This is a genomic window from Pseudomonas sp. GW823-FHT02C05, from assembly GCF_058797595.1.
Genome location: NZ_JBXAJU010000001.1, coordinates 152,846 through 174,705, shown reverse-complemented (window position 1 = coordinate 174,705; position 21,860 = coordinate 152,846). Strand labels below are relative to the sequence as shown.

Below are 21,860 nucleotides of genomic sequence, written 5' to 3'. Positions count from 1 at the left end.
GCAAGCCAGCGCCTACGGAGGAACCAGACCACCGTAGGGCAAAAAACCGCGCTCAAACCTTGAACCGTGCCACCAGCCGGTTCAATTCGATCGCCAGATTGGCCATCTCCCCGCAGGCGCTGGCCGTCTGGCTGGCCCCCGCCGAGCTCTGGATCGACAGCTCGCGAATGCTGGTCAGGTTCTGGTCCGCCTCGCGCGCCACCTGGGCCTGTTCTTCCGAGGCGGTGGCAATCAGCAGGTTGCGTTCGTTGATCTGGGTAATCGCCTGGGCGATCTGCTTGAGGGACAGGTCGGCGTTCTGCGCCACGGAGATCGAGCTGCTGGCCATCTCGGCGCTGACGTTCATGGCGCTCACCGCGTGGGTCGAGTCGGCCTGGATCGCGCTGATCATCTGTTCGATTTCCTGGGTCGACTGCTGGGTGCGGTGGGCCAGGGCCCGCACTTCATCGGCCACCACCGCAAAGCCGCGGCCCTGCTCGCCGGCGCGGGCGGCTTCGATGGCGGCATTGAGGGCCAGCAGGTTGGTCTGTTCGGCAATGGCGCGAATCACTTCCACCACTTTGCTGATGTCCTGGGCGCGGCTGGACAGCGCCTTGACCTGCTCGCCAGTGCTGGCCACGTTGCCGGCCAGGCCTTCGATGGCCTTGAGGGTCTGGGCCACGTTCTCGATGCCGGAGCGGGTGAACTCCATGGACTCGCGGGACGACTGGGCGGCGGCTTCGGCGTTGCGGGCCACCTCGTCCACCGCGGCGCTCATTTCGGTCACGGCGGTGGCCGCCTGGCTGACTTCGTCGTTCTGGCGCACCAGCCCGCGGCTGGCGTCTTCGGTCACTGCGGTCATTTCTTCCGAGGCCGAGGCCAGTTGGGTGGAGGAATCGGCGATGTGAGCGATGGTTTCCCGCAGGTTGGTCTGCATCTGCGCCAGGGCGGCCAGCAGGCGGCCGGCTTCATCGCGGCCACTGACGCCGATCTCCCGGGACAGGTCGCTGCCGGCAATGCGTTCGGCCACGGCCAGGGCGTCGCTGATGGGCGCGGTGATGCTGCGGGTCAGCACCGCCGCCAACACCACGGTGAGCACCACCGTCACCCCCATCAACACCAACACCAGCGTCAGGCCACTGCTGTAAACCGACTCGGCAGTGATCCCCGCCTGCCTGGCGCCCTCGTCGTTGAAGTCCGAGAGTTTGTCCATCTTCTCCTGCATGGCGTTGGTCATGGGGCTGATGCGGGTGTTGATCAGGGTGATGGCCGCGGCGTTGTCGCCACTGCGCAACAGCGGCTCCAGCTCGTCCACCAGCTTGAAGTAGGCCTGCACATCGGTCGCTACAGCCTGGTACAGCTCACGCTCCGCCGGCCCGGTGATCAGGGGTTCGTACTGGTTGATGGTGTTCTGCAGGTTGGATCGATAACCGCTCAACGAGGCGATGCGGGTCTGGCGCTGCTGTTCGTCGGTGGTCACAGTGATGCGGATGCTTTCCAGGCGCAGGCGCAAGACGCTGGTCTTCATCTTGCCGATCTCGCGGATGCTGGTCATCCAGTTGGTCTCGACATCCTGCTCCGCGTCTCGCAGCTTGCCCATTTGCAGCACGGCGACAATGCCCAGGGCGAACACCACCAGGACAATGAGCGAGAAAAAGGCGGCAGACCTTGGAGCAAGATTCATTGTCCTGACGTTCATTATTTATCTCTCCAATAGAATGGTCGGTACTTCCCTGCTGTCATTCCACGCTATCGACTGAGTGTCAGAGAGCTGCAAACAAGCCGACGACTGGGTTAGCGGCCCACCCGGCACGGCAACGTCGATACTCACTCGGGTCAATCCAGGCCTGTCGGGACGCAGGCCCCACTCGGTCCTCCTGCGCCCATGTCCCCCTTGGCGGGTGAGCATCAGTTAAGTCGAATAACGCGGCCCGCGCCGTCTCGATTCTTCCGGGCAATGGCACCTGGAGCCCGGCATCTATCCACGGGGGGCCTAACAAGCCATAGCAGATGATGGCGTTTTGTCACTACCGTCGATCAGACCGCTGTTGAAAAGAGCACGCCGCCGCTCGATCAGGTTGCGCCTGAACGGGGCAAGCCCCGGCAGCCCACCCTGGCCTCGCCCACGGGCCGGAACCGCGACCACCGATTGCCCACTGAAGAAACCCATCGCTACGGCCTATAATGCCGCCGCCCCCACGTTCTGAAGGATCAGCAATGTCCATCACCAATCCAAAAGTCATCGATATCTGGGCCATCCCCAAATCCGCGCCCGACAGCCTGCTGTTGATCATGGTCGACCCCCTCGAATGGGGTGACGAAGCGGCACACAGCGAACACCTGCTCCTGCTGCAAGAGAAGATCAACACCTACATCACCTTCATCGAAAGTGAAGAGATCTACAGCGAAATTCCCGATGCCTGCGGCAAGCACCTGATTATCCGGGTACTGGGTTTGCACGAACTGCCCGAGCAAGTCGATTGGTTTTTCAAACGCATTACCGAGATCCTCCATGAACGGAGCATCGGCTTCGATTTCGAGCTGAAAGTGAACGAAGAGGCTCCCAGCCTGTAGCTCGCCCCCTGCGCGCTCGCCGATTGAGCCGCGCGCAGGAACACCTTGTGCAGGCAGGATCAGCGCCCGATCAAGCGCAATGAAATCCACATGCTGCTCATGAAAAACGCGTCGAGCACACCGCCAGCGTGACGGGGGGAGCCAGCAAAACGCATGGGGGCTTGCCTGCCGTCAGGCTGCCGGCCAGGGCACCGAGAGCGAGCCGGGCGCGAATGAACTTCTATTTGAACTCGAAATACTCTCTCATCATTTCAATTGGCTTCATCGGTTCCACATTCAAGAAACCCAACACCTCAAGAAACCACGAGAGGTTATCTCCCAACACGGAAATATCGTCCTCATCATTCGACAGCAGACAAATGGCCAGTCGTGCCTTCAATACCTCCCGATCCTTGAACCCTCGTATTGCCCCTTGCTCATCGATTTTTGCCCACCAGAGTGCAGCCTGCGCCTTGCAGCGTTCAGCAGGAATTTCCCCGGCAACATAGGCTTTCGCCAGGCGCAGAGGATCCTGCTCGCAGTCGGAGAACTGGATATCCAGTTCCTCCAGAACCCTGATCAGGAATCCGAGCTGGTGTTTGAGCGCAGCAGAGCTTTGAGTGGCCCGAACAATGGAGCCGATATTGAATTTCTTGAAGTCATCCGGATTCATGCAGCAACCTTGAAACTGAGTAAAGGATCACGACGATGGGGGCCCGATCATCATCGGCAACGCGCACATCCTATGGCCAACTATCCATTACGCAACGGTTGTTGGAAAATCGCCGGGGCGGTTCTCGCCTTCAGGGCCCGGCCCGGTCACTAGAACAGTTCCTGCATCGTGCGCTGCATGCCCATCCATGCCGCACGCGCAACAGCACCGCCACTAACCCCGGGGCACGTAATACAATCCCCGCCCTCGCCGCCTGAAGGATCAGCCATGTCCGTCACCAATCCCAAAGTCATCGATTTCTGGGGGATCTCCAAGGAGGCTCCCAACGACCTGCTACTGGTGATGACCGACCACCTCGAATGGGGCGACAAGGCGGAACAAGGCGAGCACTTGCTCGTGCTGCAAGAGAAAATCAACAGCTACATCGCCTTCATCGAAAGTGGCGAGATCTACACCGAGATCCCCGGCGCCTATGGCAAGTACCCGATCATCCGGGTCATTGGCTTGTATGAATTGCCCGCGCAGGCCGAGTACTTCATGGCCCGGGTCACCGAAACCCTGAATGACGTGGGCATTGGCTTCGAGTTCGAGCTCAGGGTCGACGAGAGGATTCGCAACATGTAAGCCGGGCCGGGCACGGCGCTGCCTCAGGCAGGCTTGATCACAGCCCGGTTGAGGGCAATCACATCCACATGCTGCTGGTGCGAGAAGTGCTCGATCACGTCTTGCAGGTGCACATGCTCCAGGCCATTGGCCGCCATGTCGGCTGAAGCGTTGATCAGGAACTCACCCAGCGCCCTGAGCGTGTCCGGCTCGGCGAGAACGGTCAGCAGCCTCCCTCAGCCCTCTTTCTGCAACCGCGCAATCAAGGTGTCGATAAAGAACGCCAGGCTTTCTGGCAATACCCGCTTGGGCATGGTCAGCACCTGAATGTCCCGATCGCCCAAGCGCGGGTTGGACAGGGGCACCGATACCAGCCCATCCATCCCCTGCCCTTCGCCGCTGATGGCGCTGGCAAAGGCCACCGTGTCGGACTGGCGCACAAACTCATGCAGGGCCCCGGAGAAGTTGCAGGTCATCACCTGATCGAAGCTCAGGCCGTCCATCTGGCACACCAGGTCCAGCAGTTGCCGCTGGGTGGTGCCCTTGGGCGTCAAGGCCACGGGAAACGCCTGCACCTGCTCCAGTGACAGCACCCCGGCGCTGGCCAGCGGATGCCCGGCGCGCATCAGGGCGCGAATCGGCGAGCGGATCGAGTAGCACACGTTGACCCCCTCCACGGGCTCGGTGCTGAAGGTCAGCCCCACGTCCGCCTCGCCCCGGCGAATGCGCTGCACGCACTCGTGGGGCGAGATCACGTCCAGGCGGTACTCGGCTCCGGGCCGCAGGCGGTAATGCTCCAGCAGCACCCGGGGCAGGAAATACCGCGACAGGCCCTCGGTGGATACCAAGCGGATCACCTTGGCCCCCGGGTAACCCTCGCCCCGCAGTTCGGCGAGGATGTTCTCCTGTTCCAGCCAGGTGCGCCGGGCGTGTTCGGCCAGGGCTTCGCCAGCGGCGGTGAGTTGCATGCCCCGCGGGCGCCGCTCGAACAGCGCCACGCCAACGCTCTCTTCCAGCAGGGCGATCTGCCGGCTCACCGCGCTGGGGGCGATGTGCAAACGCTCCCCCGCCGCGGCCAGGGAGCCCGCATCGATCACCGCCAGAAAATACCGATAGTCCATGTGCGTCCCCTTGCCAGGCATCCAATTTTTAGAATCATGCCTTCAAAAAACAGCAATATACAGATGCCTTTGCCAACTCCACCATGGGTCCGTTCCCCTTGCCCGACCGGAGTTGCAATGACCAAGCAAGCTGCCCTCGCCGGCGTTCGCCAGTACCTGGACGACGGCCACTTTGAACAGGACCTGCGACGCCGGGTGGCGTTTCGCAGTGACAGCCAGGACCCGGCCCACGCCAGCGAGTTGCCGCGCTACCTGCTGGAGGAAATCCAGCCGCTACTGCAGCGCCTGGGCTTCGACTGTCAGCTGCTGGCCAACCCGGAGGCCGGTGGGCCGTTCCTGATTGCCACGCGCCTGGAAGACCCAGCCCTGCACACAGTGCTCAGCTACGGCCACGGCGACGTGGTGCCGGGTTACGCCGAACAGTGGCGCACGGGCCTGAATCCCTGGCAGCTGACCCTGGAGGGTGAACGCTGGTACGGCCGTGGCACCGCCGACAACAAGGGCCAGCACAGCATCAACCTGACCGCCCTGGAGCAAGTGCTAAAGGCCCGCGACGGGCGCCTGGGCTTCAACCTCAAGCTGCTGTTCGAGATGGGTGAGGAAGCCGGTTCCCCGGGGCTGCGCCAGCTGTGCCAGGAGCAGCGCGAACTGTTGCGGGCCGATGTGTTCATCGCCTCCGACGGCCCACGGCTGAATCAGGCCCGGCCGACGCTGTTCCTCGGCTCCCGCGGCTCGGCGCAGTTCCGCCTGGAGGTCAACACCCGGGACAAGGGCCTGCACTCGGGCAACTGGGGCGGGGTGATGAGCAACCCCGGCGTGGTACTGGCCAACGCCCTGGCCAGCCTGGTGGACCAGAACGGCCGCATCCGCTGCCGCGAACTGCTGCCGGCGAACATTCCCGACAACGTGCGCGCCGCCATCGTCGACCTGGAGATCCAGCGCGAGTCCCTGGGCCGCCCTCTGGACGAACACTGGGGCGAACCGGGGCTGACCCTGGGCGAGCGCCTGTTCGCCTGGAACACCCTGGAAATCCTCGCCTTCAGCGCCGGCAACCCGCAAAAGCCGGTGAACGCGATTCCGCCCCGGGCCGTGGCCTTCTGCCAATTGCGCTTTGTCCTCGGCACGCCCTGGCAGCAGCTGGAAAGCCTGCTGCGGGCGCACCTGGACCGTGAAGGTTTCAGCCAGGTGGAGATCGTCATGGAGCGCTGCTCCCCGGCCACCCGCCTGGACCCGGACAACCCCTGGGTCAGGTTCGCCAAGACCTCGATTGCAGGTAGCAGTGCGCAGCGCCTGGCGCTGTTGCCGAACCTGGCGGGCACCCTGCCCAACGACATCTTCGCCGAAGTGCTGGGGCTGCCGACCCTGTGGATTCCCCACTCCTACCCCGGCTGCTCGCAGCACGCCCCGGACGAACACCTGCTGCTGCCGGTGATTCGTGAAGGCCTGGAGATCATGACGGCCCTGTTCTGGGACCTGGGGGACCTGCCCCGGACCTGAGGCCATCGCTTACCCCGCCCGGCCCTGGCCGGGCACCTGTCGCTCAAAATCCAACAATAAGCAGGAGCGTCCTGTATGACAGCGTTAGCCACCACCTCGACCGCGCCCCGGGTCGAACCCAAGGCCCTGTGGAAACCCATAGGCGCCGCCCTGATCGGCAACACCCTGGAGTGGTTCGACCTGTCGATCTACGCCTACTTCGCCCTGACCATCAGCCAGGTGTTCTTTCCCACCGCGGACCCGACCTTCTCCCTGCTGCTGGCCTTCGCCACCTTCGGCATCTCGTTCCTGATCCGCCCCCTGGGCGCGGCGGTACTGGGCTCCTACGCCGACCGCAAGGGCCGCAAGAAGGCCCTGACCCTGTCGATCCTGATCATGCTGACGGGCACCCTGCTGATCGCCATCATGCCCAGCTACGCCACCCTGGGCCTCGCCGCGCCGATCGGCATCCTCCTGGCCCGGCTGCTGCAAGGCTTCTCTGCCGGTGGCGAGTTCGGCACCTCCACCGCCTTCATGCTGGAACACGCGCCGCCGCGCACCCGGCACTTTGTCGCCAGCCTGCAATTCGCCAGCCAGGGCTTTGGCGTGGTCATCGCCTCGACCTTCGGCTACTTCCTGACCAAGCACCTCGATGCACAGCAGATGCTCGACTGGGGCTGGCGCGTGCCGTTCTTCTTCGGCCTGCTGCTGGGCCCGGTGGGCCTGTACATCCGCCGTACGGTGGACGAGTCGCCGGACTTCAAGGCCAGCGAACCGGGGGAACGCCCTTTGCGCGAAGTGCTGGTGACCCAGAAGACCCTGCTGCTGATCGCCATGGGCACCCTGGTGGTGTCGACCGCCTCGAACTACATGATCCAGTACATGCCCTCCTACGCCGCCACCAGCCTGAACATCGCCCAGTCCTCGGGCTTTTTGGCGACCCTTACCGGCGGCCTGATCCTGACCATCATCACGCCCATCGTCGGCTACCTGTCCGGCCATATAGGGCGCCTGAAAATCATGCTGGCAGCGGCGGTGGTCTATGCCGTGGCGATCCTGCCGGCGTTCTTCTGGCTCAACAGCCGCCCCAGTGCCAGTTCGCTGCTGCTGGTGGTGGCGCTGATGGCCCTGATCAAGGCGGTGTACTTCGCCCCGCTGCCGTCGCTGATGGCGGACATCTTCCCGGTGCGCACCCGGGTCACCGGCATGTCCCTGAGCTACAACCTGGGGGTCACGATCTTCGGCGGTTTTGCCCCGGTGATCGCTACCGGATTGATTGCCCTGACCGGCTCACAGCTGGCACCGAGTTTCTACCTGATGCTGGCGGCAGCGTTGAGCGTCGTAGCCCTGTTGATGGCGCGTAAAAAACTCGGAATGACCTGAGAGAGGGCCAAGCCAAACGCCGTGTAGGAGCCGGCTGCCGGCGAACAGGTCCTTGGGCCTTGCAGCGCCTGGACGGGCGCCTTCGCTGGCAAGCCAGCTCCTACTGCACCGGCAAGAAATTCATCAGCAGCAGGCTCTGCGCGTAATTGAACCCCACCCGCCGGTAGCGCTCATCGAGAATCTGCGTGAGCAAATCCAGGCGCGCGACGATCTTGCCGAACTCCACGGCAAAACTCAGGTTGCTGCCCTCCTCGGAAATCTCGTTGGAGAACAGCAACAGCACCCCATTGGCATCCTGGCGCTGGCTCAGCAGCCAGGTGGCCTTCTCGATATTGCGCGCGGCGTTGCTGATGAACTGCGGGTCGATGGTATCGGTCATGTAGAACTCGGTGCGCCCGCCATGGGCGGTCACCAGCATGCTGCCAATGGCATAGATGAACGCCCCCACCCGATCGCCCTGGAACTCCGGGCTCAGGGAATAGCTCAGGGCCGCCAGGTCGCGACGATCCCCCAGGGCCGGCAGCGGCTGGCGCTTTTCGATGGCATTGCGGATCTCGCGCTGGGCCGTGGTGCCATCGGGGAAACCCGACTTGCGCCACTGGCTGGGGTTGCGCAGGTAGAGCTTGCCCATCAGCAGGTACAGGCTCTGCAGGTTGTCGCGCATGCCGATGGTGGCCATGCGATCGACGCTGGTCTGGAAGAATTCGTCAGGCTTGCCTTCACGAAACTGTTTGGCAAAATCGCGCCCTTGCTGTTGGGTACAGGCCGTGGCGCCAAGCATCAGCAGCGCCACCAGGAACAGGCGCTGAAAGCGGGTTTGCATCATGCAAGAAGAGGGAGCGTAGGCCATCGGCACCGGGTCGGAATTCACGGGCTGCGGCGGGGATCGGCGCGGCCAGGCCAGGTGATAGAACGCAAAACTGTAAAAAAGTGCGATGGCCGCGGCCGGCCATCGCCAAATCGCTCGTTTACGAGCGTCGCAACTGACCGGGGGACACGATGATCTTGACGTTGTGCTCCTTGTTGTTGACCAGTTCCTCGAAGCCCTGGCCGACAATCTCTTCCAGCTGGATGCGCCCGGTCACCAGGGGCGAAATATCCAGCCGGCCATCGGCGATAAAGGCGATCACATCGGCGAACTCACCGTTGTAGGCCAGGGCCCCCAGCACCGTTTTCTCGGTGGCCACCAGCTCGAAGAAGTTGAACTCGCTGGGCTCTTCGAATATTCCCACCAGCACGCACTTGCCGGCCTTGCGGATCAGGTCGATGGCCAGCTTGGCGGTGTGCTTGTTGCCTATGCACTCAAAGCTGACATCGGCCCCCAGCCCGCCGGTCAGGCGCTTGACCTCGGCCAGGGCATCGCACTCCTTGGGGTCGAGCACGTGGGTCGCGCCCACCTCCAGGGCCTTGGCCTTGCGTGCGCCGGACATTTCCAGGGCGATCACCTGGGCCGCGCCGGCGGCCTTGGCGCACATGATGGTGCACAGGCCGATGGTGCCGGCGCCGACCACCACCACGTTCTGCCCCAACAAACTGCCGGCTTTTTTCACCGCGTGCATGCCCACCGCCAGCGGCTCGATCAGCGCTCCGGCCTCGGCGGGAAAGTTGGCCGGCAAGGCGTACAGCAGGTTGGCCGGCACGTTGACCAATTCGGCGAAGGCGCCGTTGTTCATCAGCCCGGTAAAGGCCAGGTTTTCGCAGATGTTGTACAGGCCGTGGGTGCAGTAGTAGCAGGTGCCGCAGTGCTGGCAGGCGTCGGCGGCCACCGGCTGGCCAACGCTGAAACCCTGGACCCCTTCGCCCAGGGCGACGATTTCGCCGCAGAACTCGTGGCCGAGGATGCACTGGCCCTTGATCCCGGTCAGCGGGTGCGGTGCGTCCACCGGAATGAACACCGGCCCGGCCACATATTCGTGCAGGTCGGAACCGCAGATCCCGCACCAATCGACGCGGATCTGCACCCAGCCGGCAGGCGGCGCGTCGGGCAGCGGTACGTCTTCGACGCGGATATCGTGGCGGCCGTGCCAGACCGCGGCACGCATGCTGGGAACAGGCTTGAGGGAAACACTCATCTTGGCTTCTCCTTATTCTTGTAGAGCTGCGACGGCCCCCTGGCCGCCGCAGAACACCTCAGTGCTGCTGGATAAAATCGAGGATCAGGCGGTTGACCTGCTCCGCCGCTTCCATCTGCAGCATGTGCCCCTGCCCCGGCAGCACCTCGATCTGCGCCTTGAGATCGGCGCTGTGGCTCACCGGAATGATCCGGTCGTCGCTGCCCCAGATCACCAGCACCGGCTGCGGGCCGTCCTGCACCACCGAGCGCAGGTCGGCCTGCTGGCGGCCGTCGGCAAACAGGTTGCCGGCCAACTGCCCGAGGGCCGCCTGCACCCCTTCCAGGCGCTTGTACTTGAGCATGTCGTCGAGCATCTGCCGGTTCACCAGCTCGGCGTTGGAGAACAACTGCACCAGCTGCGGCTTGAGCGCATTGCGGTTGCTGGCCTCGACAAAGCCTTGCAGGTAGTCGCCGTTGATCTCGCGGCCCAGCCCGGCGCTGCCGATCAGGGTCAGGGTGCGCACGCGGTCCGGCGCCAGCCGCGCGGTGTTGAGGGACACCGCGCCGCCCATGGAGTGGCCCACCAGATGGGCCACGGGAATCTCCAGGTGATCCAGCAGCGCCAGCAGCACCTGGCTCAACTCGTCCAGGTCGGCCCGTTGCAGGGCCTTGGTCGATTCGCCGTGGCCCGGCAGGTCGAGGGCGATCACCCGGCGCCCGGCGGCCAGGGCTTCGTGGTTGAACAGCCAGTTGTTGAGGTCGCCGCCAAAGCCGTGCACCAGCAGCAGCGGCGTACCGCCTTCACCGCGCTCGAAATAGCGGATCAGGCGGCCGCCCAGTTCGACCTTCTGCGGCGCCGGGCCGCTGTCTTCATCGGCGCTGTCGCCGGGCACGAAGCTGGCCTGGAACTGCTCGATCACCGCGTCGATCTCGGCGTCACTGGCCTCGCCATCGACCACGATGCCCAGCAGCGCGCCCACCGCCAGGGTCTCGTCCTGGCGGGCGATCTGCCGACGCAGGATGCCGGAGAACGGCGCCTCGACGCTGCTGGAGATCTTGTCGGTCTCCACGTCCAGCACTTCATCGCCCTTGCTGATGCTCTGGCCTTCTTCCTTGAGCCAGGCATCGACCCGGCCCTCGGTCATCGACAGGCCCCACTTGGGCATGGTCAGGGTATGGATCTGGCTCATCAGCGGCTCCACTCGATCACAGTGAGCACGGCTTTCTCGATCTTCGCCGCGTCGGGGATGTACAGGTCTTCCAGGGCGTCGGAGAACGGCACTGGGGTGTGGGGCGCGGTGACCATTTCAATCGGCGCCTTGAGGGAGGCGAAGGCTTTCTGCGCCACCAGGGCCGAGATGTCGGTGGCCATGGAGCAGCGTGGGTTGGCTTCGTCGATCACCACCAGGCGCCCGGTCTTCTCCACGCTTTCCAGGATGCTGTCTTCATCCAGCGGGCTGGTGGTGCGCAGGTCGATCACCTCGCAGTCGACGCCGCGCCCGGCCAAGCTGCGGGCCGCATCCAGGGCGGTGTTCACCGTGCGCCCGTAGGACACCAGGGTCACGTCCTTGCCGTCGCGCAGGAAGTTGGCCTCGCCGAAGGGAATCGCGTAGGACTCCTCCGGCACTTCGCCCTGCAGGCTGTAGAGCAGCTTGTGCTCGCAGAAGATCACCGGGTCGTTATCGCGGATGGCCTGGATCAGCAGGCCCTTGGCGTCGTAGGGCGACGAGGGGCAGACCACTTTCAGCCCGGGGATGTGGGTCCACAGCGAGGTCAGCATTTGCGAGTGCTGGGCCGCGGCGCGCAGGCCGGCGCCGACCATGGTGCGGATCACCAGCGGGGTCTGGGCCTTGCCGCCGAACATGTAGCGAAACTTCGCCGCCTGATTGAGGATCTGGTCCAGGCAGCAGCCGGCGAAGTCGACGAACATCAGCTCGCACACCGGGCGCACGCCACGGGTGGCGGCGCCGACCGCGGCGCCGACGTAGCCGATCTCCGACAGCGGGGTGTCCAGCACCCGCCCGGGGAATTGATGGTAGAGGCCCTTGGTCACCCCGAGCACGCCGCCCCAGGCGTCGTTGTCGCCGGGGGCGCCGGCGCCGCCCGCCACGTCTTCACCCATGATGAACACGCTGGGGTCGCGCCGCATTTCCTGGGCCAGGGCTTCGTTGATGGCCTGCTGGTAACTGATTTTTCTCGCCATGATGGTGGTCTCTTGTTGTTCTGTGGGGCGTTATGGATAAGCGACGTACACGTCGCTGAGCAGGTCGGCGGGGCTCGGCTTGGGGTCGGACTTGGCCTTGCGCACCGCGTCTTCGATCAGCGCTTCCACGTCGGCATCGATCTGGTCCAGCTGGCTGGCCTGCACCAGGCCCGAACGGGTGGTGCGCTCGCGGAACTGCATCAGGCAGTCGTTGTGCTCGCGGTAATGCTTGACCTCGTCGGGGGCGCGGTAGGTCTGGGCGTCGCCCTCGAAGTGGCCGTAGTAGCGGGTCAGCTTGACCTCGATCAGCGACGGCCCCTCCCCGGCCCGGGCCCGCTCCACGGCGGCGCCGGCAGCTTCGTGCACGGCGAAGAAATCAAAACCGTCCACCGTCACTCCGGGCATGCCGAAACCGGCGGCGCGGTCGGCGATGTGGTCGCACGCCACCGACCAGTTGGAGGCCGTGGCTTCGGCGTAGCCGTTGTTCTCGGCGATGAACAGGCACGGCAGGTTCCACACCGAGGCCATGTTCATGGCCTCGAACACCGCGCCTTCGTTGGAGCCGCCGTCGCCGAAGAACACCACCGACACGCCGTCGGTGCCTTGCAGCCGGGCGGCCAGGGCCGCGCCCACCACCAGCGGCGCGCCGGCACCGACGATGCCGTTGGCGCCGAGCATGCCCTTCTCGAAATCGGCGATGTGCATGGAGCCGCCCTTGCCCTGGCAGACCCCGGTCTTCTTGCCGTAGATCTCCGCCATCATCCCGTAGACGTCCACGCCCTTGGCGATGCAATGGCCGTGGCCGCGGTGGTTGGAGGCGATGCAGTCGTCGTCGCGCAGGTGGGCCATGACCCCGGCGGCCGAGGCTTCTTCCCCGGCATAGAGGTGGACGAAACCGGGGATCTCGCCGGTGGCGAATTCCACGTGCAGGCGTTCTTCGAATGCGCGGATGGTGCGCATCACCCGGTAGGCGTGGAGCAACTGGTCAGTGGTCAGGGATGTCGACATTTTTATTCTCCAGGGTGTCTTCGGACTGAAGGTTCACGGGGTGTTGCCGGTGATCGCGGTCGATGGCCAGCAGGCGCTGGCGCGCCGCGTGTTCCAGGACCGCGTTGACGTCGATGCTCAGCGGGCCGCCGGCATCCAGAGTGACCGTGGGCCGGTCGTGGGGGTTGAACTCGATCTCGCGCTCGCCATCCAGGGCCAGGGTGCCGGCGTTCAGGCACAGGGGCTGGGGCACATCGGGTTGCAGGTAGCCGGCGTCCAGCACCCCGCAGCCCTGCAATAGGCCGGGGGCCAGGGGCACCAGCAGCGCCTCGGGGGATTGCGGGTCCAGGCGCATCCAGGCGCCGTGGGGTTCCTGGCGGGTGACCGGCAGCCACAGCCCGCAGAGCGCGGAAATGCCGATGGACTGCGGTTCGGCGAAGGTCACGAATACCTGGGCCAGATCGCTGGCGCGGCTGATGGCCCGGGCACCGACAAAGGCCAGGGGCGACACCGCCACATCCACCAGGGCCACTTCGCATAGGCCCCGGGACGGCTCGCGCACCAGCAGGCGCTTGTTGCGCCGCAGGGCGATCTCGGCGGGCACCCGGCCGCTGGCGTAGAGCCCGCCGGCCAGCCCGGCGCTGGTGGCTTCGCGCAGTTCCGGAAAGGCGTTGTTGGTGCCGGTGGACAGGGTCAGCAGCGGAATGTCGCCGACCTCGGCAGCCACCGCCTTGTGGGTGCCATCGCCACCGAGCACGGCGATCAGCGACACCCCGCGCTCGGCCATCCAGCGTGCCGCCTGGCGGGTGTCTTCGACGCTCTGGCGCAGGGTCAGGTCGAGGAATTCCAGGGCCGGCCAGTGCTGCTCCCGGGCCTGGCGGCTGCGGCTGTTCTTCTGCACCGCGGCGGCGATGCCGGTCATGTCGGTGGGCATCAGCACCTGGGTGATACCGGTGGCGCCGAAGGCCGCCAGCAGGCGCTGGATCACCGAGACCTTGTCGGTACTGGAGAACAGGCCGGCGTTGGCGGTGAGGCGGCGCACATCACGGCCCGAGGCCGGGTTGGCGATGATGCCGACAGTGAGGGGGCGGCGGCTCATGGGCTCACCGCGGGCGGAGCACAGGCAGGAGAAAACATCGGGCACCTCGTTCTTATTCTTCGATGGGCCAGTCGGCGCGGGTTGCCAAGGGCTGGTTGCCAAGAGCCAGAGCAAGGCCGGTGCCAGTTATGGAAAAACCGCTGCAAAGGCCCGTGTCAGAGCGGCTGTTGCACTCGCCTGCAGGTGTCGGGAAGCCCTGCGCCTGAGACGTTGCATGTCAGGCTGCACGGGGCCTTGGCGAGACCCTGAGACGTTGCGTCTCAGCGCCCCCACGGCGCCGCCCGGTGCTTGTCGGGAGCCGCGGATCGGCGCTTAATGCGCCGACAACGATAAGAAGCTGCAACCGGAGGCCTTCATGCTTTCCGCACATTCAAAAGCCCATGTGGACTGCGTCAGCCGGGTCCTGAAAAACGCCGATCACCTGCCCCAGGCGCCGGTGCCGAGCCTGATCCTCGATTCCTGGCGCCGCTCCATGGAGCAGCACCAACTGGACCCCGGCTCGCTGCAGGGGCCGCGCATCCTGTCCGAAAACGTGCTCAAGGAATGCCGCGAGCGTTCCGAGCTGTTCCTGCGCATCGCCAGCGAAGAAGTGGCCCGCCTGCATGGCCGGGTGCGCGACGCCGACTACTGCGTGCTGCTCACCGACGCCCAAGGCCAGACCATCGACTACCGGGTGGAGTCCACCCTGCGCAACGACTGCCGCAAGGCCGGGCTGTACCTGGGCACCTGCTGGTCGGAGGGTGAAGAAGGCACCTGCGGCGTGGCGGCGGTGCTCACCGCGCGCACGCCGATCACCGTGCACAAGCGCGACCACTTTCGCGCCGCGTTCATCGGCCTGACCTGTTCCGCCGCCCCGGTGTTCGACCCCCAGGGCGAGTTGCTGGGGGTGCTGGACGTGTCGGCGGTGCGCTCCCCGGATGACCGTCGCTCCCAGCACCTGATCCGGCAGATGGTGGTGCAGAGCGCGCGGGAGATCGAACAGGCGTTCTTCATGAACAGCGCCCAGGGCTACTGGGTGCTGCGGGCCCATGCCAGCCCGGGTTATGTCGACAGCCAGCCGGATTACCTGCTGGCCTGGGACGACGACGGTTGCCTGCGGGCCCTGAACCCGGCGGCGCGCCATTACCTGCTGCGCCGCTATGGCCGCTTGCCGCAGCACATCGCCCAGGTGTTCGACCCGCAGCTGTTGCAGCGCGCCCGCGACGAAGCCCTGTGCCCCCTTTCCGACAACCTGCACGGCCGCCTGCAAGCGCCAAGGCGCCCGGCACAGCGCCCGCGCCTGAGCCTGGCCGGCGAACCGCTGGACCCGCGGGTGGAACAGAGCCTGCGCCTGGCGGTGCGGGTCAAGGACCGCCACCTGCCGGTGCTGATCCAGGGCGAGACCGGTTCCGGCAAGGAAGTCTTCGCCCGCCAGCTGCACCAGGCCAGCCAGCGTCGGGACCGGCCCTTTGTCGCGGTGAACTGCGCGGCGATTCCCGAGAACCTGATCGAAAGCGAACTGTTCGGCTACGTCGCCGGGGCCTTTACCGGCGCTTCGAACAAGGGCATGCAGGGCCTGCTGCAACAGGCCGATGGCGGCACCCTGTTCCTCGATGAGATCGGCGACATGCCCCTGGCCTTGCAGACCCGCCTGCTGCGGGTGCTGGCCGAGGGTGAAGTGGCGCCCCTGGGGGCCGCGCAACGCAAGGCGGTGGATATCCAGGTGATCTGCGCTACCCACCGCGACCTGGAAGCGCTGGTGGCCGAAGGCAGCTTTCGCGAGGACCTGTATTTCCGCCTGGGGGGCGCGCGTTTTCAGCTGCCGCCGCTGCGCGAGCGCAGCGACCGGCTGGCGCTGATCACCCGGATTGTCGAAGAGGAATCCAAGCGCTGCGGTGCGCCGGTGCAACTGGGCAATGCGGCGCTGGAATGCCTGCTGGGCTACCGCTGGCCGGGCAACGTGCGGCAATTGCGCCATGTGCTGCGCTATGCCTGCGCGGTGTGCGAAGGGCCGCTGATCCAACTGCATGACTTGCCCGAACAACTGCGCGGCGCCGAGGCCGAAGGCGCCCTGCCCGCCCTGGAAACCGCCACCAGCCCCGAGCGCCAGGCCCTGCTGGACGCCCTGGTGCGCCACCGCTGGAAACCCGTGGCGGCAGCCAAGGCCCTGGGCATTTCCCGCGCCACCCTGTACCGCCGCGTGCAACAGCACGGCATCCAGATGCCCGGCCGCAGCCCGGCCTAACCCACACCGACCGTAGGCGCCGGCTTGCCGGCGAACAGGCCCTCGGATCAGGCGGTGATCTTGCGGGCACCTTCGCTGGCAAGCCAGCTCCTACAAGGGACTGCGTGACGGGACGAAATCCGTAGGAGCCGGCTTGCCGGCGAACAGGCCCTCGGATCAGGCGGTGATCTTGCGGGCGCCTTCGCTGGCAAGCCAGCTCCTACAACGGACTGCGTGACGGGACGAAATCCGTAGAAGCCGGGATGTCGTGGAATCAGGCGGGGGCTGGCTGGAAACGGGCGCGGTAGCGCCCGGGGCTTTCGCCGGTCCATTTCTTGAACGCGCGGTGGAAGGCGCTGGGCTCCTGGAAGCCGGTGAGTTCGGCGATCTCGCTGATGCTGACGGAGGTGCGCCGTAGCAGCTCGACGGCGACGCCGCGGCGCACTTCGTCCTTGATTTCCTGGTACGAGCCGCCTTCGCGCTCCAGGCGCCGGCGCAGGGTGCTGGCGCTCATCTGCACTTCGCGGGCGAAGGCTTCCAGGGTCGGCCACTGGCTGTAGTGGCTGCCCCGCAGGCGCTGGTGCACCTGGGTGGTCAGCCCGTGCTGGTTGCGAAAGCGGATCACCAGCCACTGCGGTGCGCTGCGCAGGAACACCTTGAGCGAGGCCAGGTCCTGGACCACCGGCAGGCGCAGGAAGCGGCTGGCGAATTCGATCTCGGTGCGCCCGGCGTTCCAGCTCAGGTTGCTGCCCCACAGCAGCGCATCGTCGCTGAGGCTCAGGCGTGAATGACGAAAATCGGCGCGGTCGATGGGAATCCGTCGCCCGCCGAGCCAGCACAACAGGCTGATAACCAGCACCAGCAGGGTTTCCTCGGCGTAGTGGCTGCGCAGCGGGTCGGCGCAGCGGCTGTCGAGGCTGATCACCGCGCGCTTGCCCCGCAGGCTGAGGCTGGCGCGGACGTCCCGCAGGAACAGGCCGAAGTTGTTCAGGCACTGGCGCAGGGCTTTTTCCAGGTTGGGCTCCTGGATCAGTCCGCGACAGATCAGGGCAAAGGCCCCCGGCGGCATCCCCCGGGAGTCGAGCTGGAAGAATTCGTCCTGCAACTCGCGGATCTGGATCAGCCACAGCGCGGCAAAGGCACTGCCGGGCACCCGCGCCCGGGGCTGGTCGAGCAACGCCGGATCGATACCGGCCTCGCGCAGCACGGCCGCCAGGCGCGCCGGCTGCTGGCGCAGGGCGTGGGTCATCACCCGGACAAAATAGACCGCGACCGAATCCGATTCACGCATGTAGAGGCTGTGCTCCCGTAGCTGGACCTATGGCAAAAAACGCCAGCACGCTTGACCGCTTTCGGCATAGGCCGGCCACCGCGCCGGGCTCTAGACTCGCGCTGGATAACGCGCTGTGCAAGGCAACCGCGCCATGCTCCGCGAAGGCAATGAACAAAGGAAGAGCTGAAGATGAATCTTGCGAATATCGGGGTGATCGGCGCTGGCACCATGGGCAACGGCATCGCCCAGGTCTGCGCCCAGGCGGGCTTTGACGTGACCCTGCTGGACATCGCCCAGGGCGCCCTGGAAAAGGCCCTGGCCACCATCGGCAAGAACCTCGACCGCCAGGTGAGCAAGGGCACCCTCGGCGAAGACGACAAGCTCGCCGCCCTGGGCCGGATCCGCATCAGCACCGACTACGGCGTGCTCAAGGATGCGCAACTGGTGATCGAAGCCGCCACCGAGAACCTCGACCTCAAGCTCAAGGTGCTGCAGCAGATCGCCGCTCAGGTCAGCGCCGAGTGCGTGATCGCCTCCAACACCTCGTCGCTGTCGATCACCCAACTGGCCGCCAGCGTCAGCGCGCCCGAGCGGTTCATCGGCCTGCACTTCTTCAACCCGGTGCCGGTGATGGGCCTGATCGAGGTGATCCGTGGCCTGCAGACCAGCGACGCGACCCACGCCCTGGCCATGAATATGGCCCAGCGCCTGGGCAAGACCGCGATCACCGCCGGCAACCGCCCGGGTTTTGTGGTCAACCGCATCCTGGTGCCGATGATCAACGAGGCGATCCTGGTGTTCCAGGAAGGCCTGGCCAGCGCCGAGGACATCGACGCCGGCATGCGCCTGGGCTGCAACCAGCCGATCGGCCCGCTGGCCCTGGCCGACCTGATCGGCCTGGACACCCTGCTGGCGATCCTTGAAGCCTTCTACGACGGCTTCAACGACAGCAAGTACCGCCCCGCGCCGCTGCTCAAGGAAATGGTTGCCGCCGGCTACCTGGGGCGCAAGACCGGTCGGGGTTTCCATCACTATGGCTGAGCGTTGCTCACGCTTTGCCGAAAGCCGCGACAAGGCCCTGGAGCTGTTCGCCAGCAAGGGCTTCGGCCAGGTCGGCATGCGTGAGCTGGCGAGCCATCTGGGGCTGACCCCGGGCTCGCTGTACCACCATTACCCGAGCAAGCAGCACCTGTTGCTGGACCTGATCGAGGAGTTCTTCGATGAGCTGCACAGCACCCTCAAGCGCCTGCAACGGCGCAAGTTGCAGGGCGACTGCCTGCCGGCGCTGATCCGCGCCCACCTGAAGCTGCACCGGGAATTGCCGCGGCATTTCCGCCTGGTGGAGCGCGACAGCGGCTGCCTCAATCCCGACCAGCAACTGCGGGTCGGGCAATTGCGCGAACGCTACGAACAACAGCTGGTGCAGTTGCTGGGCACCCCGACCGGCCTTGGCCCACAGGCGCAGCGCGCCGCGGCCCATGCTTTGGCCAACCTGCTCAACAGCGCCCCCAGCTGGTTCAGCGAACAACCCCTGGCCGAGCGTGAACGCGAAGCCCTGTTGGAAAACCTGCTGAGCGGCGCCATCGAGCGGCTGCTGGGCGGCGTGCCCGTGCGCAGCGCGGTGGCCTGAACCTCAGCGCAGGTGCAGCGGGTCTACCAGCCCGGCGGCAATGGCCATGCCCACCAATTCCGGCAGGTGTTCGGCCTGCATGCGTTTCATCACCCGTGAGCGATACAGGTCGATGGTCTTGATGCTGACCCCCAGTTGCTCGGCAATTTCCCGGTTGGTGTAGCCCTGCACCAGCGGCAGCAACACGTCTTTCTCCCGTGGCGTCAGGCTTTCCAGCAACCGTTGCACCCGGGCCTGCCCGGCACTCTGGTTCTGATGGCGGTCGGCGCGGCTCAGGGCCTGCTGCACGCTGTCCAGCAACAGCTGTTCGTTGTAGGGCTTTTCAATGAAATCCACCGCCCCGGCCTTGAACGCGCGGACCACGATGGGCACGTCGGCGTGGCCGCTGACAAAGATCAGCGGCAGGCGGATATCGCGCTGGCGCAGCTCTTCCTGGACGTTCAGCCCGCCCATGCCGGGCATGCGCACATCCAGCAGCACGCAGGCATTGAGGCTCGGGTCGCAGTGTTCGAGAAACTCGCGGCCACTGGTGAAGGGCAGCGCCTTGAGCCCCACCGACTCCAGGAGCCAGACGGTGGAGTCGAGCATGCCCGGGTCGTCGTCGACCACATACACCAGTTGCTGCGCCACACTCGTCATTGCCTTGCTCCTGTCGTTGCGGGGGAAGTTGCCTGGGACGTTGCCGAGGGGTCGGCCGGGGCACTGGCCGGCAGCCGGCAGCACATGCGCAGGCCGACGGCCTGGGGCTGGGCCTGCAAGTCGCCGCCAAAGCCCTCGACGATGCTGCGGCTCATGGACAGCCCGAGCCCCAGGCCATTGGCCTTGCTGGTGTAGAACGGGGTGAACAGCTGCGGCAGTTGCTCGGCGCAGACACCGGGGCCCTGGTCGCTGACGCTGATCTGCACCCCGCCTTCGGCCGTCGCCTCGGCGGCCAGCACAATGTGCGAGCCCTGCTGCCCATGCACTTCGCGGTTGGCCTCGATGGCGTTGCGCAGCAGGTTCAGCAGTACCTGCTCCAGCAGCACCCGGTCGGCGTACACCGGCGGCAGATTATCCGCCAGCTGCAAGTCGATCGTCACCTGGCTGGCCTGGGCTTCCCAGGCACACAGGCGCACGGTTTCCCGGGCCACTTCGGCGATGTCCAGGGCCTGCACCCGGCGCCCGCCCTTGCGCAAAAAGGCCCGCAGGCGCTTGATCACTTCGGCGGCGTGGGTCGCCTGCTCGGCAATCCGTTCCAGGCCCTGGGCCACCTTGCGGGCGGCCTCGGGCTGGGTGCCCAGGGCCTGCAAGTAGCGCTGGCTGGCATTGGCGTAGTTGACCACTGCGGCCAGCGGCTGGTTGATCTCGTGGGCGATACCCGAGGCCAGTTCGCCCAGGGTCACCAGGCGCGCGGTGTGGGCCAGTTCGTCCTGGTGATGGCGCTGCTGGGCTTCGCGCAGTTCGCGCTCGCTCTGGTCGTGGGCCACCAGGGAATAGAAACGCTCGCCACTGGCCGCGCGGTGGGCCAGGAGCATCAGCGAGACCGGCACCGAGGCGCCGCCGGCCGGCGGTTGCAGGCGCGCCTCGATGCTCCAGCGGCCGCTGTGTTCAGCGCGGTCCCAGCCTTCGCGTTGCAGGCTGTCGAGTACCGCAGCGCTGAGGATGGCCGCCAGTGGCGGCATTGCCTGCCCGTCGCCGAGCCCCAGGGTGCGCCGCGCCGCCGGGTTGAGGTAGGTCACCGCGCCGCCGGGCTGGATGAACAGCACCGGGTCGGGGTTGGCCTCTACCACTTCCGCCAGGCGCCGCTTGTTCTCTTCGGCCTGGACCCGGGCGGTGATGTCCCGGGACACCGCCACCACTTCCACCACGGTGCCGGTGTAGGTATCGCGAATGCCGCGGCAGGCGGTTTCGAACCACAGGTAGTGGCCGTCGCGATGGCGGATGCGATAGGTCATGGTGTGGTAGCCGTCCTGCTCCAGGGCATCGCGGGTGCGCTGCATCAGCCCGGCCAGGTCCTGGCTGTGGAACAGGCTGCGGGCCAGGCGCCCGCGCAGTTGCTCGGGCCAGTAGCCGAGCAGGGTCCAGGAGGCCGGTGAGGCGTCGAGGAAGCTGCCGTCCGGGGTGTGCCGGGAAATCAGGTCAGTGGTGTTTTCGGTGATCAGGCGGTACAGGCGCCGGGCCTTGGCCGACTCGCGCTCGGCCCGGACCTGGGCCGTGGCTTCCTGGCAGCGCGCCAGTACCCGCTGGCGATGCGGATCGGGGATAAAGCTCCAGAGCAGGATGCGCTCGCCCCACTGGGCTTCCACCTGCTCGATGGCCCGCTGCTGCTCCAGGCAGGCCCGTACCAGGGCCGGGTGGTTGACCGGCAGCAGGGCCGCGAGATCGCCAGTGGCAGCATCGTCCAGCCACTGGCGCAGTGCCGGGTTGAGGTCCAGCGGCTGCGCCTGGGCGTCCAGCAGCAGGCTGGGTTGCGGGTCGTGGCCGAGCCAGGGCGAGTCCGGCAACTGGCCTTCACGCTGCAGGCGCAGCCAGTGACGCAGGTGGGTAGAGTCGGGCATGGTCGATCAGTCTCGCGGCCGGAAGGATAGGTTCTTTTTATAGTATAACTACTATACAACTCAGGTAGTACTTCCATATCAATCGAC

General features: G+C 65.9%; 19 protein-coding genes and 2 pseudogenes. 7 read left to right on the top strand and 14 right to left on the bottom strand.

The features are described 5' to 3' along the window. Nucleotides 1-52: 52 nt before the first annotated feature. Together AC1RGE_RS00855 and AC1RGE_RS00850 are read right to left on the bottom strand one after the other, a co-directional pair. Nucleotides 53-841 carry a methyl-accepting chemotaxis protein gene (locus AC1RGE_RS00855; RefSeq protein WP_370059486.1) on the bottom strand — a complete coding sequence of 263 codons (789 nt, stop codon included), beginning with the start codon at nt 839-841 and terminating at the stop codon, nt 53-55. 66 nt (nt 842-907) lie between these two features. Then, nucleotides 908-1,663: pseudogene (locus AC1RGE_RS00850) on the bottom strand (MCP four helix bundle domain-containing protein); the annotation flags it as partial. A gap of 533 nt (nt 1,664-2,196) precedes the next feature. Here AC1RGE_RS00850 and AC1RGE_RS00845 point away from each other — a divergent pair. After that, on the top strand, nt 2,197-2,553 hold the full coding sequence (locus tag AC1RGE_RS00845) for a DUF6572 domain-containing protein (protein ID WP_015634967.1): 357 nt from the start codon (nt 2,197-2,199) through the stop codon (nt 2,551-2,553). A gap of 220 nt (nt 2,554-2,773) precedes the next feature. Here AC1RGE_RS00845 and AC1RGE_RS00840 read toward each other — a convergent pair whose 3' ends face one another. Next, the gene (locus AC1RGE_RS00840; RefSeq protein ID WP_072444774.1) at nt 2,774-3,205 is read right to left on the bottom strand and encodes a hypothetical protein; all 432 of its coding nucleotides are present in this window, start codon (nt 3,203-3,205) and stop codon (nt 2,774-2,776) included. Nucleotides 3,206-3,472: 267 nt separating this feature from the next. Between AC1RGE_RS00840 and AC1RGE_RS00835 the strand changes: the two genes are divergently transcribed. Next, the gene (locus AC1RGE_RS00835; protein WP_026020166.1) at nt 3,473-3,829 is read left to right on the top strand and encodes a DUF6572 domain-containing protein; all 357 of its coding nucleotides are present in this window, start codon (nt 3,473-3,475) and stop codon (nt 3,827-3,829) included. A 23-nt stretch (nt 3,830-3,852) separates the two neighbouring features. Here the strand turns inward: AC1RGE_RS00835 and AC1RGE_RS00830 are convergent, their stop codons facing one another. Next, nucleotides 3,853-4,035: an Imm32 family immunity protein gene (locus AC1RGE_RS00830; protein WP_425335764.1), complete on the bottom strand. Its 183-nt coding sequence runs from the start codon at nt 4,033-4,035 to the stop codon at nt 3,853-3,855. Nucleotides 4,036-4,044: 9 nt separating this feature from the next. Beyond that, complete coding sequence (locus tag AC1RGE_RS00825; protein ID WP_011060477.1) at nt 4,045-4,929, bottom strand: LysR family transcriptional regulator; 885 nt, start codon at nt 4,927-4,929, stop codon at nt 4,045-4,047. 117 nt (nt 4,930-5,046) lie between these two features. Between AC1RGE_RS00825 and AC1RGE_RS00820 the strand changes: the two genes are divergently transcribed. Then, nucleotides 5,047-6,426: a M20 family metallopeptidase gene (locus tag AC1RGE_RS00820; RefSeq protein ID WP_011060476.1), complete on the top strand. Its 1,380-nt coding sequence runs from the start codon at nt 5,047-5,049 to the stop codon at nt 6,424-6,426. Between the two features lie 75 nt (nt 6,427-6,501). Beyond that, nucleotides 6,502-7,788, top strand: a complete 1,287-nt coding sequence (locus AC1RGE_RS00815) for an MFS transporter (protein ID WP_011060475.1) — start codon at nt 6,502-6,504, stop codon at nt 7,786-7,788. Nucleotides 7,789-7,888: 100 nt separating this feature from the next. Here the strand turns inward: AC1RGE_RS00815 and AC1RGE_RS00810 are convergent, their stop codons facing one another. The 6 genes and pseudogenes from AC1RGE_RS00810 to AC1RGE_RS00785 form a co-directional block, all read right to left on the bottom strand. Further along, nucleotides 7,889-8,614 carry a hypothetical protein gene (locus tag AC1RGE_RS00810; protein WP_026020167.1) on the bottom strand — a complete coding sequence of 242 codons (726 nt, stop codon included), beginning with the start codon at nt 8,612-8,614 and terminating at the stop codon, nt 7,889-7,891. Nucleotides 8,615-8,756: 142 nt separating this feature from the next. After that, nucleotides 8,757-9,830: a 2,3-butanediol dehydrogenase gene (locus AC1RGE_RS00805; protein ID WP_011060473.1), complete on the bottom strand. Its 1,074-nt coding sequence runs from the start codon at nt 9,828-9,830 to the stop codon at nt 8,757-8,759. 88 nt (nt 9,831-9,918) lie between these two features. After that, nucleotides 9,919-11,031 carry an acetoin dehydrogenase dihydrolipoyllysine-residue acetyltransferase subunit gene (locus AC1RGE_RS00800; protein ID WP_492583012.1) on the bottom strand — a complete coding sequence of 371 codons (1,113 nt, stop codon included), beginning with the start codon at nt 11,029-11,031 and terminating at the stop codon, nt 9,919-9,921. Further along, nucleotides 11,031-12,044: an alpha-ketoacid dehydrogenase subunit beta gene (locus tag AC1RGE_RS00795; RefSeq protein WP_019094731.1), complete on the bottom strand. Its 1,014-nt coding sequence runs from the start codon at nt 12,042-12,044 to the stop codon at nt 11,031-11,033. The genes AC1RGE_RS00800 and AC1RGE_RS00795 overlap by 1 nt, the downstream gene beginning before the upstream one ends. Before the next feature lie 30 nt (nt 12,045-12,074). After that, nucleotides 12,075-13,052, bottom strand: a complete 978-nt coding sequence (locus AC1RGE_RS00790) for a thiamine pyrophosphate-dependent dehydrogenase E1 component subunit alpha (protein ID WP_072444785.1) — start codon at nt 13,050-13,052, stop codon at nt 12,075-12,077. Between the two features lie 2 nt (nt 13,053-13,054). After that, a pseudogene (locus AC1RGE_RS00785) lies at nt 13,055-14,130 on the bottom strand (ATP-NAD kinase family protein). A 355-nt stretch (nt 14,131-14,485) separates the two neighbouring features. Here AC1RGE_RS00785 and AC1RGE_RS00780 point away from each other — a divergent pair. Continuing rightward, complete coding sequence (locus tag AC1RGE_RS00780; protein ID WP_019094734.1) at nt 14,486-16,354, top strand: sigma-54-dependent Fis family transcriptional regulator; 1,869 nt, start codon at nt 14,486-14,488, stop codon at nt 16,352-16,354. A gap of 253 nt (nt 16,355-16,607) precedes the next feature. On the opposite strand, the gene AC1RGE_RS00775 is transcribed toward AC1RGE_RS00780, so the two are convergent. Next, complete coding sequence (locus tag AC1RGE_RS00775) at nt 16,608-17,624, bottom strand: AraC family transcriptional regulator (RefSeq protein ID WP_019095105.1); 1,017 nt, start codon at nt 17,622-17,624, stop codon at nt 16,608-16,610. A gap of 171 nt (nt 17,625-17,795) precedes the next feature. On the opposite strand from AC1RGE_RS00775, the gene AC1RGE_RS00770 reads away from it, so the two are divergent. Both AC1RGE_RS00770 and AC1RGE_RS00765 read left to right on the top strand, forming a co-directional pair. Next, nucleotides 17,796-18,647 (top strand): 3-hydroxybutyryl-CoA dehydrogenase, encoded by an 852-nt coding sequence (locus AC1RGE_RS00770; RefSeq protein ID WP_015634954.1) that lies wholly within the window; start codon nt 17,796-17,798, stop codon nt 18,645-18,647. Next, complete coding sequence (locus AC1RGE_RS00765; protein WP_011060465.1) at nt 18,640-19,236, top strand: TetR/AcrR family transcriptional regulator; 597 nt, start codon at nt 18,640-18,642, stop codon at nt 19,234-19,236. Before AC1RGE_RS00770 ends, AC1RGE_RS00765 begins: the two co-directional genes overlap by 8 nt. 3 nt (nt 19,237-19,239) lie before the next feature. On the opposite strand, the gene AC1RGE_RS00760 is transcribed toward AC1RGE_RS00765, so the two are convergent. Next, nucleotides 19,240-19,875: a response regulator transcription factor gene (locus AC1RGE_RS00760; RefSeq protein WP_015634952.1), complete on the bottom strand. Its 636-nt coding sequence runs from the start codon at nt 19,873-19,875 to the stop codon at nt 19,240-19,242. Beyond that, nucleotides 19,872-21,773 (bottom strand): PAS domain-containing sensor histidine kinase, encoded by a 1,902-nt coding sequence (locus AC1RGE_RS00755; RefSeq protein ID WP_053157412.1) that lies wholly within the window; start codon nt 21,771-21,773, stop codon nt 19,872-19,874. Before AC1RGE_RS00755 ends, AC1RGE_RS00760 begins: the two co-directional genes overlap by 4 nt. Nucleotides 21,774-21,860 lie beyond the last annotated feature (87 nt).

Coding starts and splice junctions, on each gene's coding strand:
- AC1RGE_RS00845 (WP_015634967.1), top strand. CDS start 2,197: ATGTCCATCACCAATCCAAAAGTCATCGATATCTGGGCCATCCCCAAA.
- AC1RGE_RS00820 (WP_011060476.1), top strand. CDS start 5,047: ATGACCAAGCAAGCTGCCCTCGCCGGCGTTCGCCAGTACCTGGACGAC.
- AC1RGE_RS00835 (WP_026020166.1), top strand. CDS start 3,473: ATGTCCGTCACCAATCCCAAAGTCATCGATTTCTGGGGGATCTCCAAG.
- AC1RGE_RS00760 (WP_015634952.1), bottom strand. CDS start 19,875: ATGACGAGTGTGGCGCAGCAACTGGTGTATGTGGTCGACGACGACCCG.
- AC1RGE_RS00780 (WP_019094734.1), top strand. CDS start 14,486: ATGCTTTCCGCACATTCAAAAGCCCATGTGGACTGCGTCAGCCGGGTC.
- AC1RGE_RS00840 (WP_072444774.1), bottom strand. CDS start 3,205: ATGAATCCGGATGACTTCAAGAAATTCAATATCGGCTCCATTGTTCGG.
- AC1RGE_RS00800 (WP_492583012.1), bottom strand. CDS start 11,031: ATGAGCCAGATCCATACCCTGACCATGCCCAAGTGGGGCCTGTCGATG.
- AC1RGE_RS00825 (WP_011060477.1), bottom strand. CDS start 4,929: ATGGACTATCGGTATTTTCTGGCGGTGATCGATGCGGGCTCCCTGGCC.
- AC1RGE_RS00795 (WP_019094731.1), bottom strand. CDS start 12,044: ATGGCGAGAAAAATCAGTTACCAGCAGGCCATCAACGAAGCCCTGGCC.
- AC1RGE_RS00770 (WP_015634954.1), top strand. CDS start 17,796: ATGAATCTTGCGAATATCGGGGTGATCGGCGCTGGCACCATGGGCAAC.
- AC1RGE_RS00775 (WP_019095105.1), bottom strand. CDS start 17,624: ATGCGTGAATCGGATTCGGTCGCGGTCTATTTTGTCCGGGTGATGACC.
- AC1RGE_RS00810 (WP_026020167.1), bottom strand. CDS start 8,614: ATGATGCAAACCCGCTTTCAGCGCCTGTTCCTGGTGGCGCTGCTGATG.
- AC1RGE_RS00790 (WP_072444785.1), bottom strand. CDS start 13,052: ATGTCGACATCCCTGACCACTGACCAGTTGCTCCACGCCTACCGGGTG.
- AC1RGE_RS00815 (WP_011060475.1), top strand. CDS start 6,502: ATGACAGCGTTAGCCACCACCTCGACCGCGCCCCGGGTCGAACCCAAG.
- AC1RGE_RS00755 (WP_053157412.1), bottom strand. CDS start 21,773: ATGCCCGACTCTACCCACCTGCGTCACTGGCTGCGCCTGCAGCGTGAA.
- AC1RGE_RS00855 (WP_370059486.1), bottom strand. CDS start 841: ATGACCGCAGTGACCGAAGACGCCAGCCGCGGGCTGGTGCGCCAGAAC.
- AC1RGE_RS00765 (WP_011060465.1), top strand. CDS start 18,640: ATGGCTGAGCGTTGCTCACGCTTTGCCGAAAGCCGCGACAAGGCCCTG.
- AC1RGE_RS00805 (WP_011060473.1), bottom strand. CDS start 9,830: ATGCGTGCCGCGGTCTGGCACGGCCGCCACGATATCCGCGTCGAAGAC.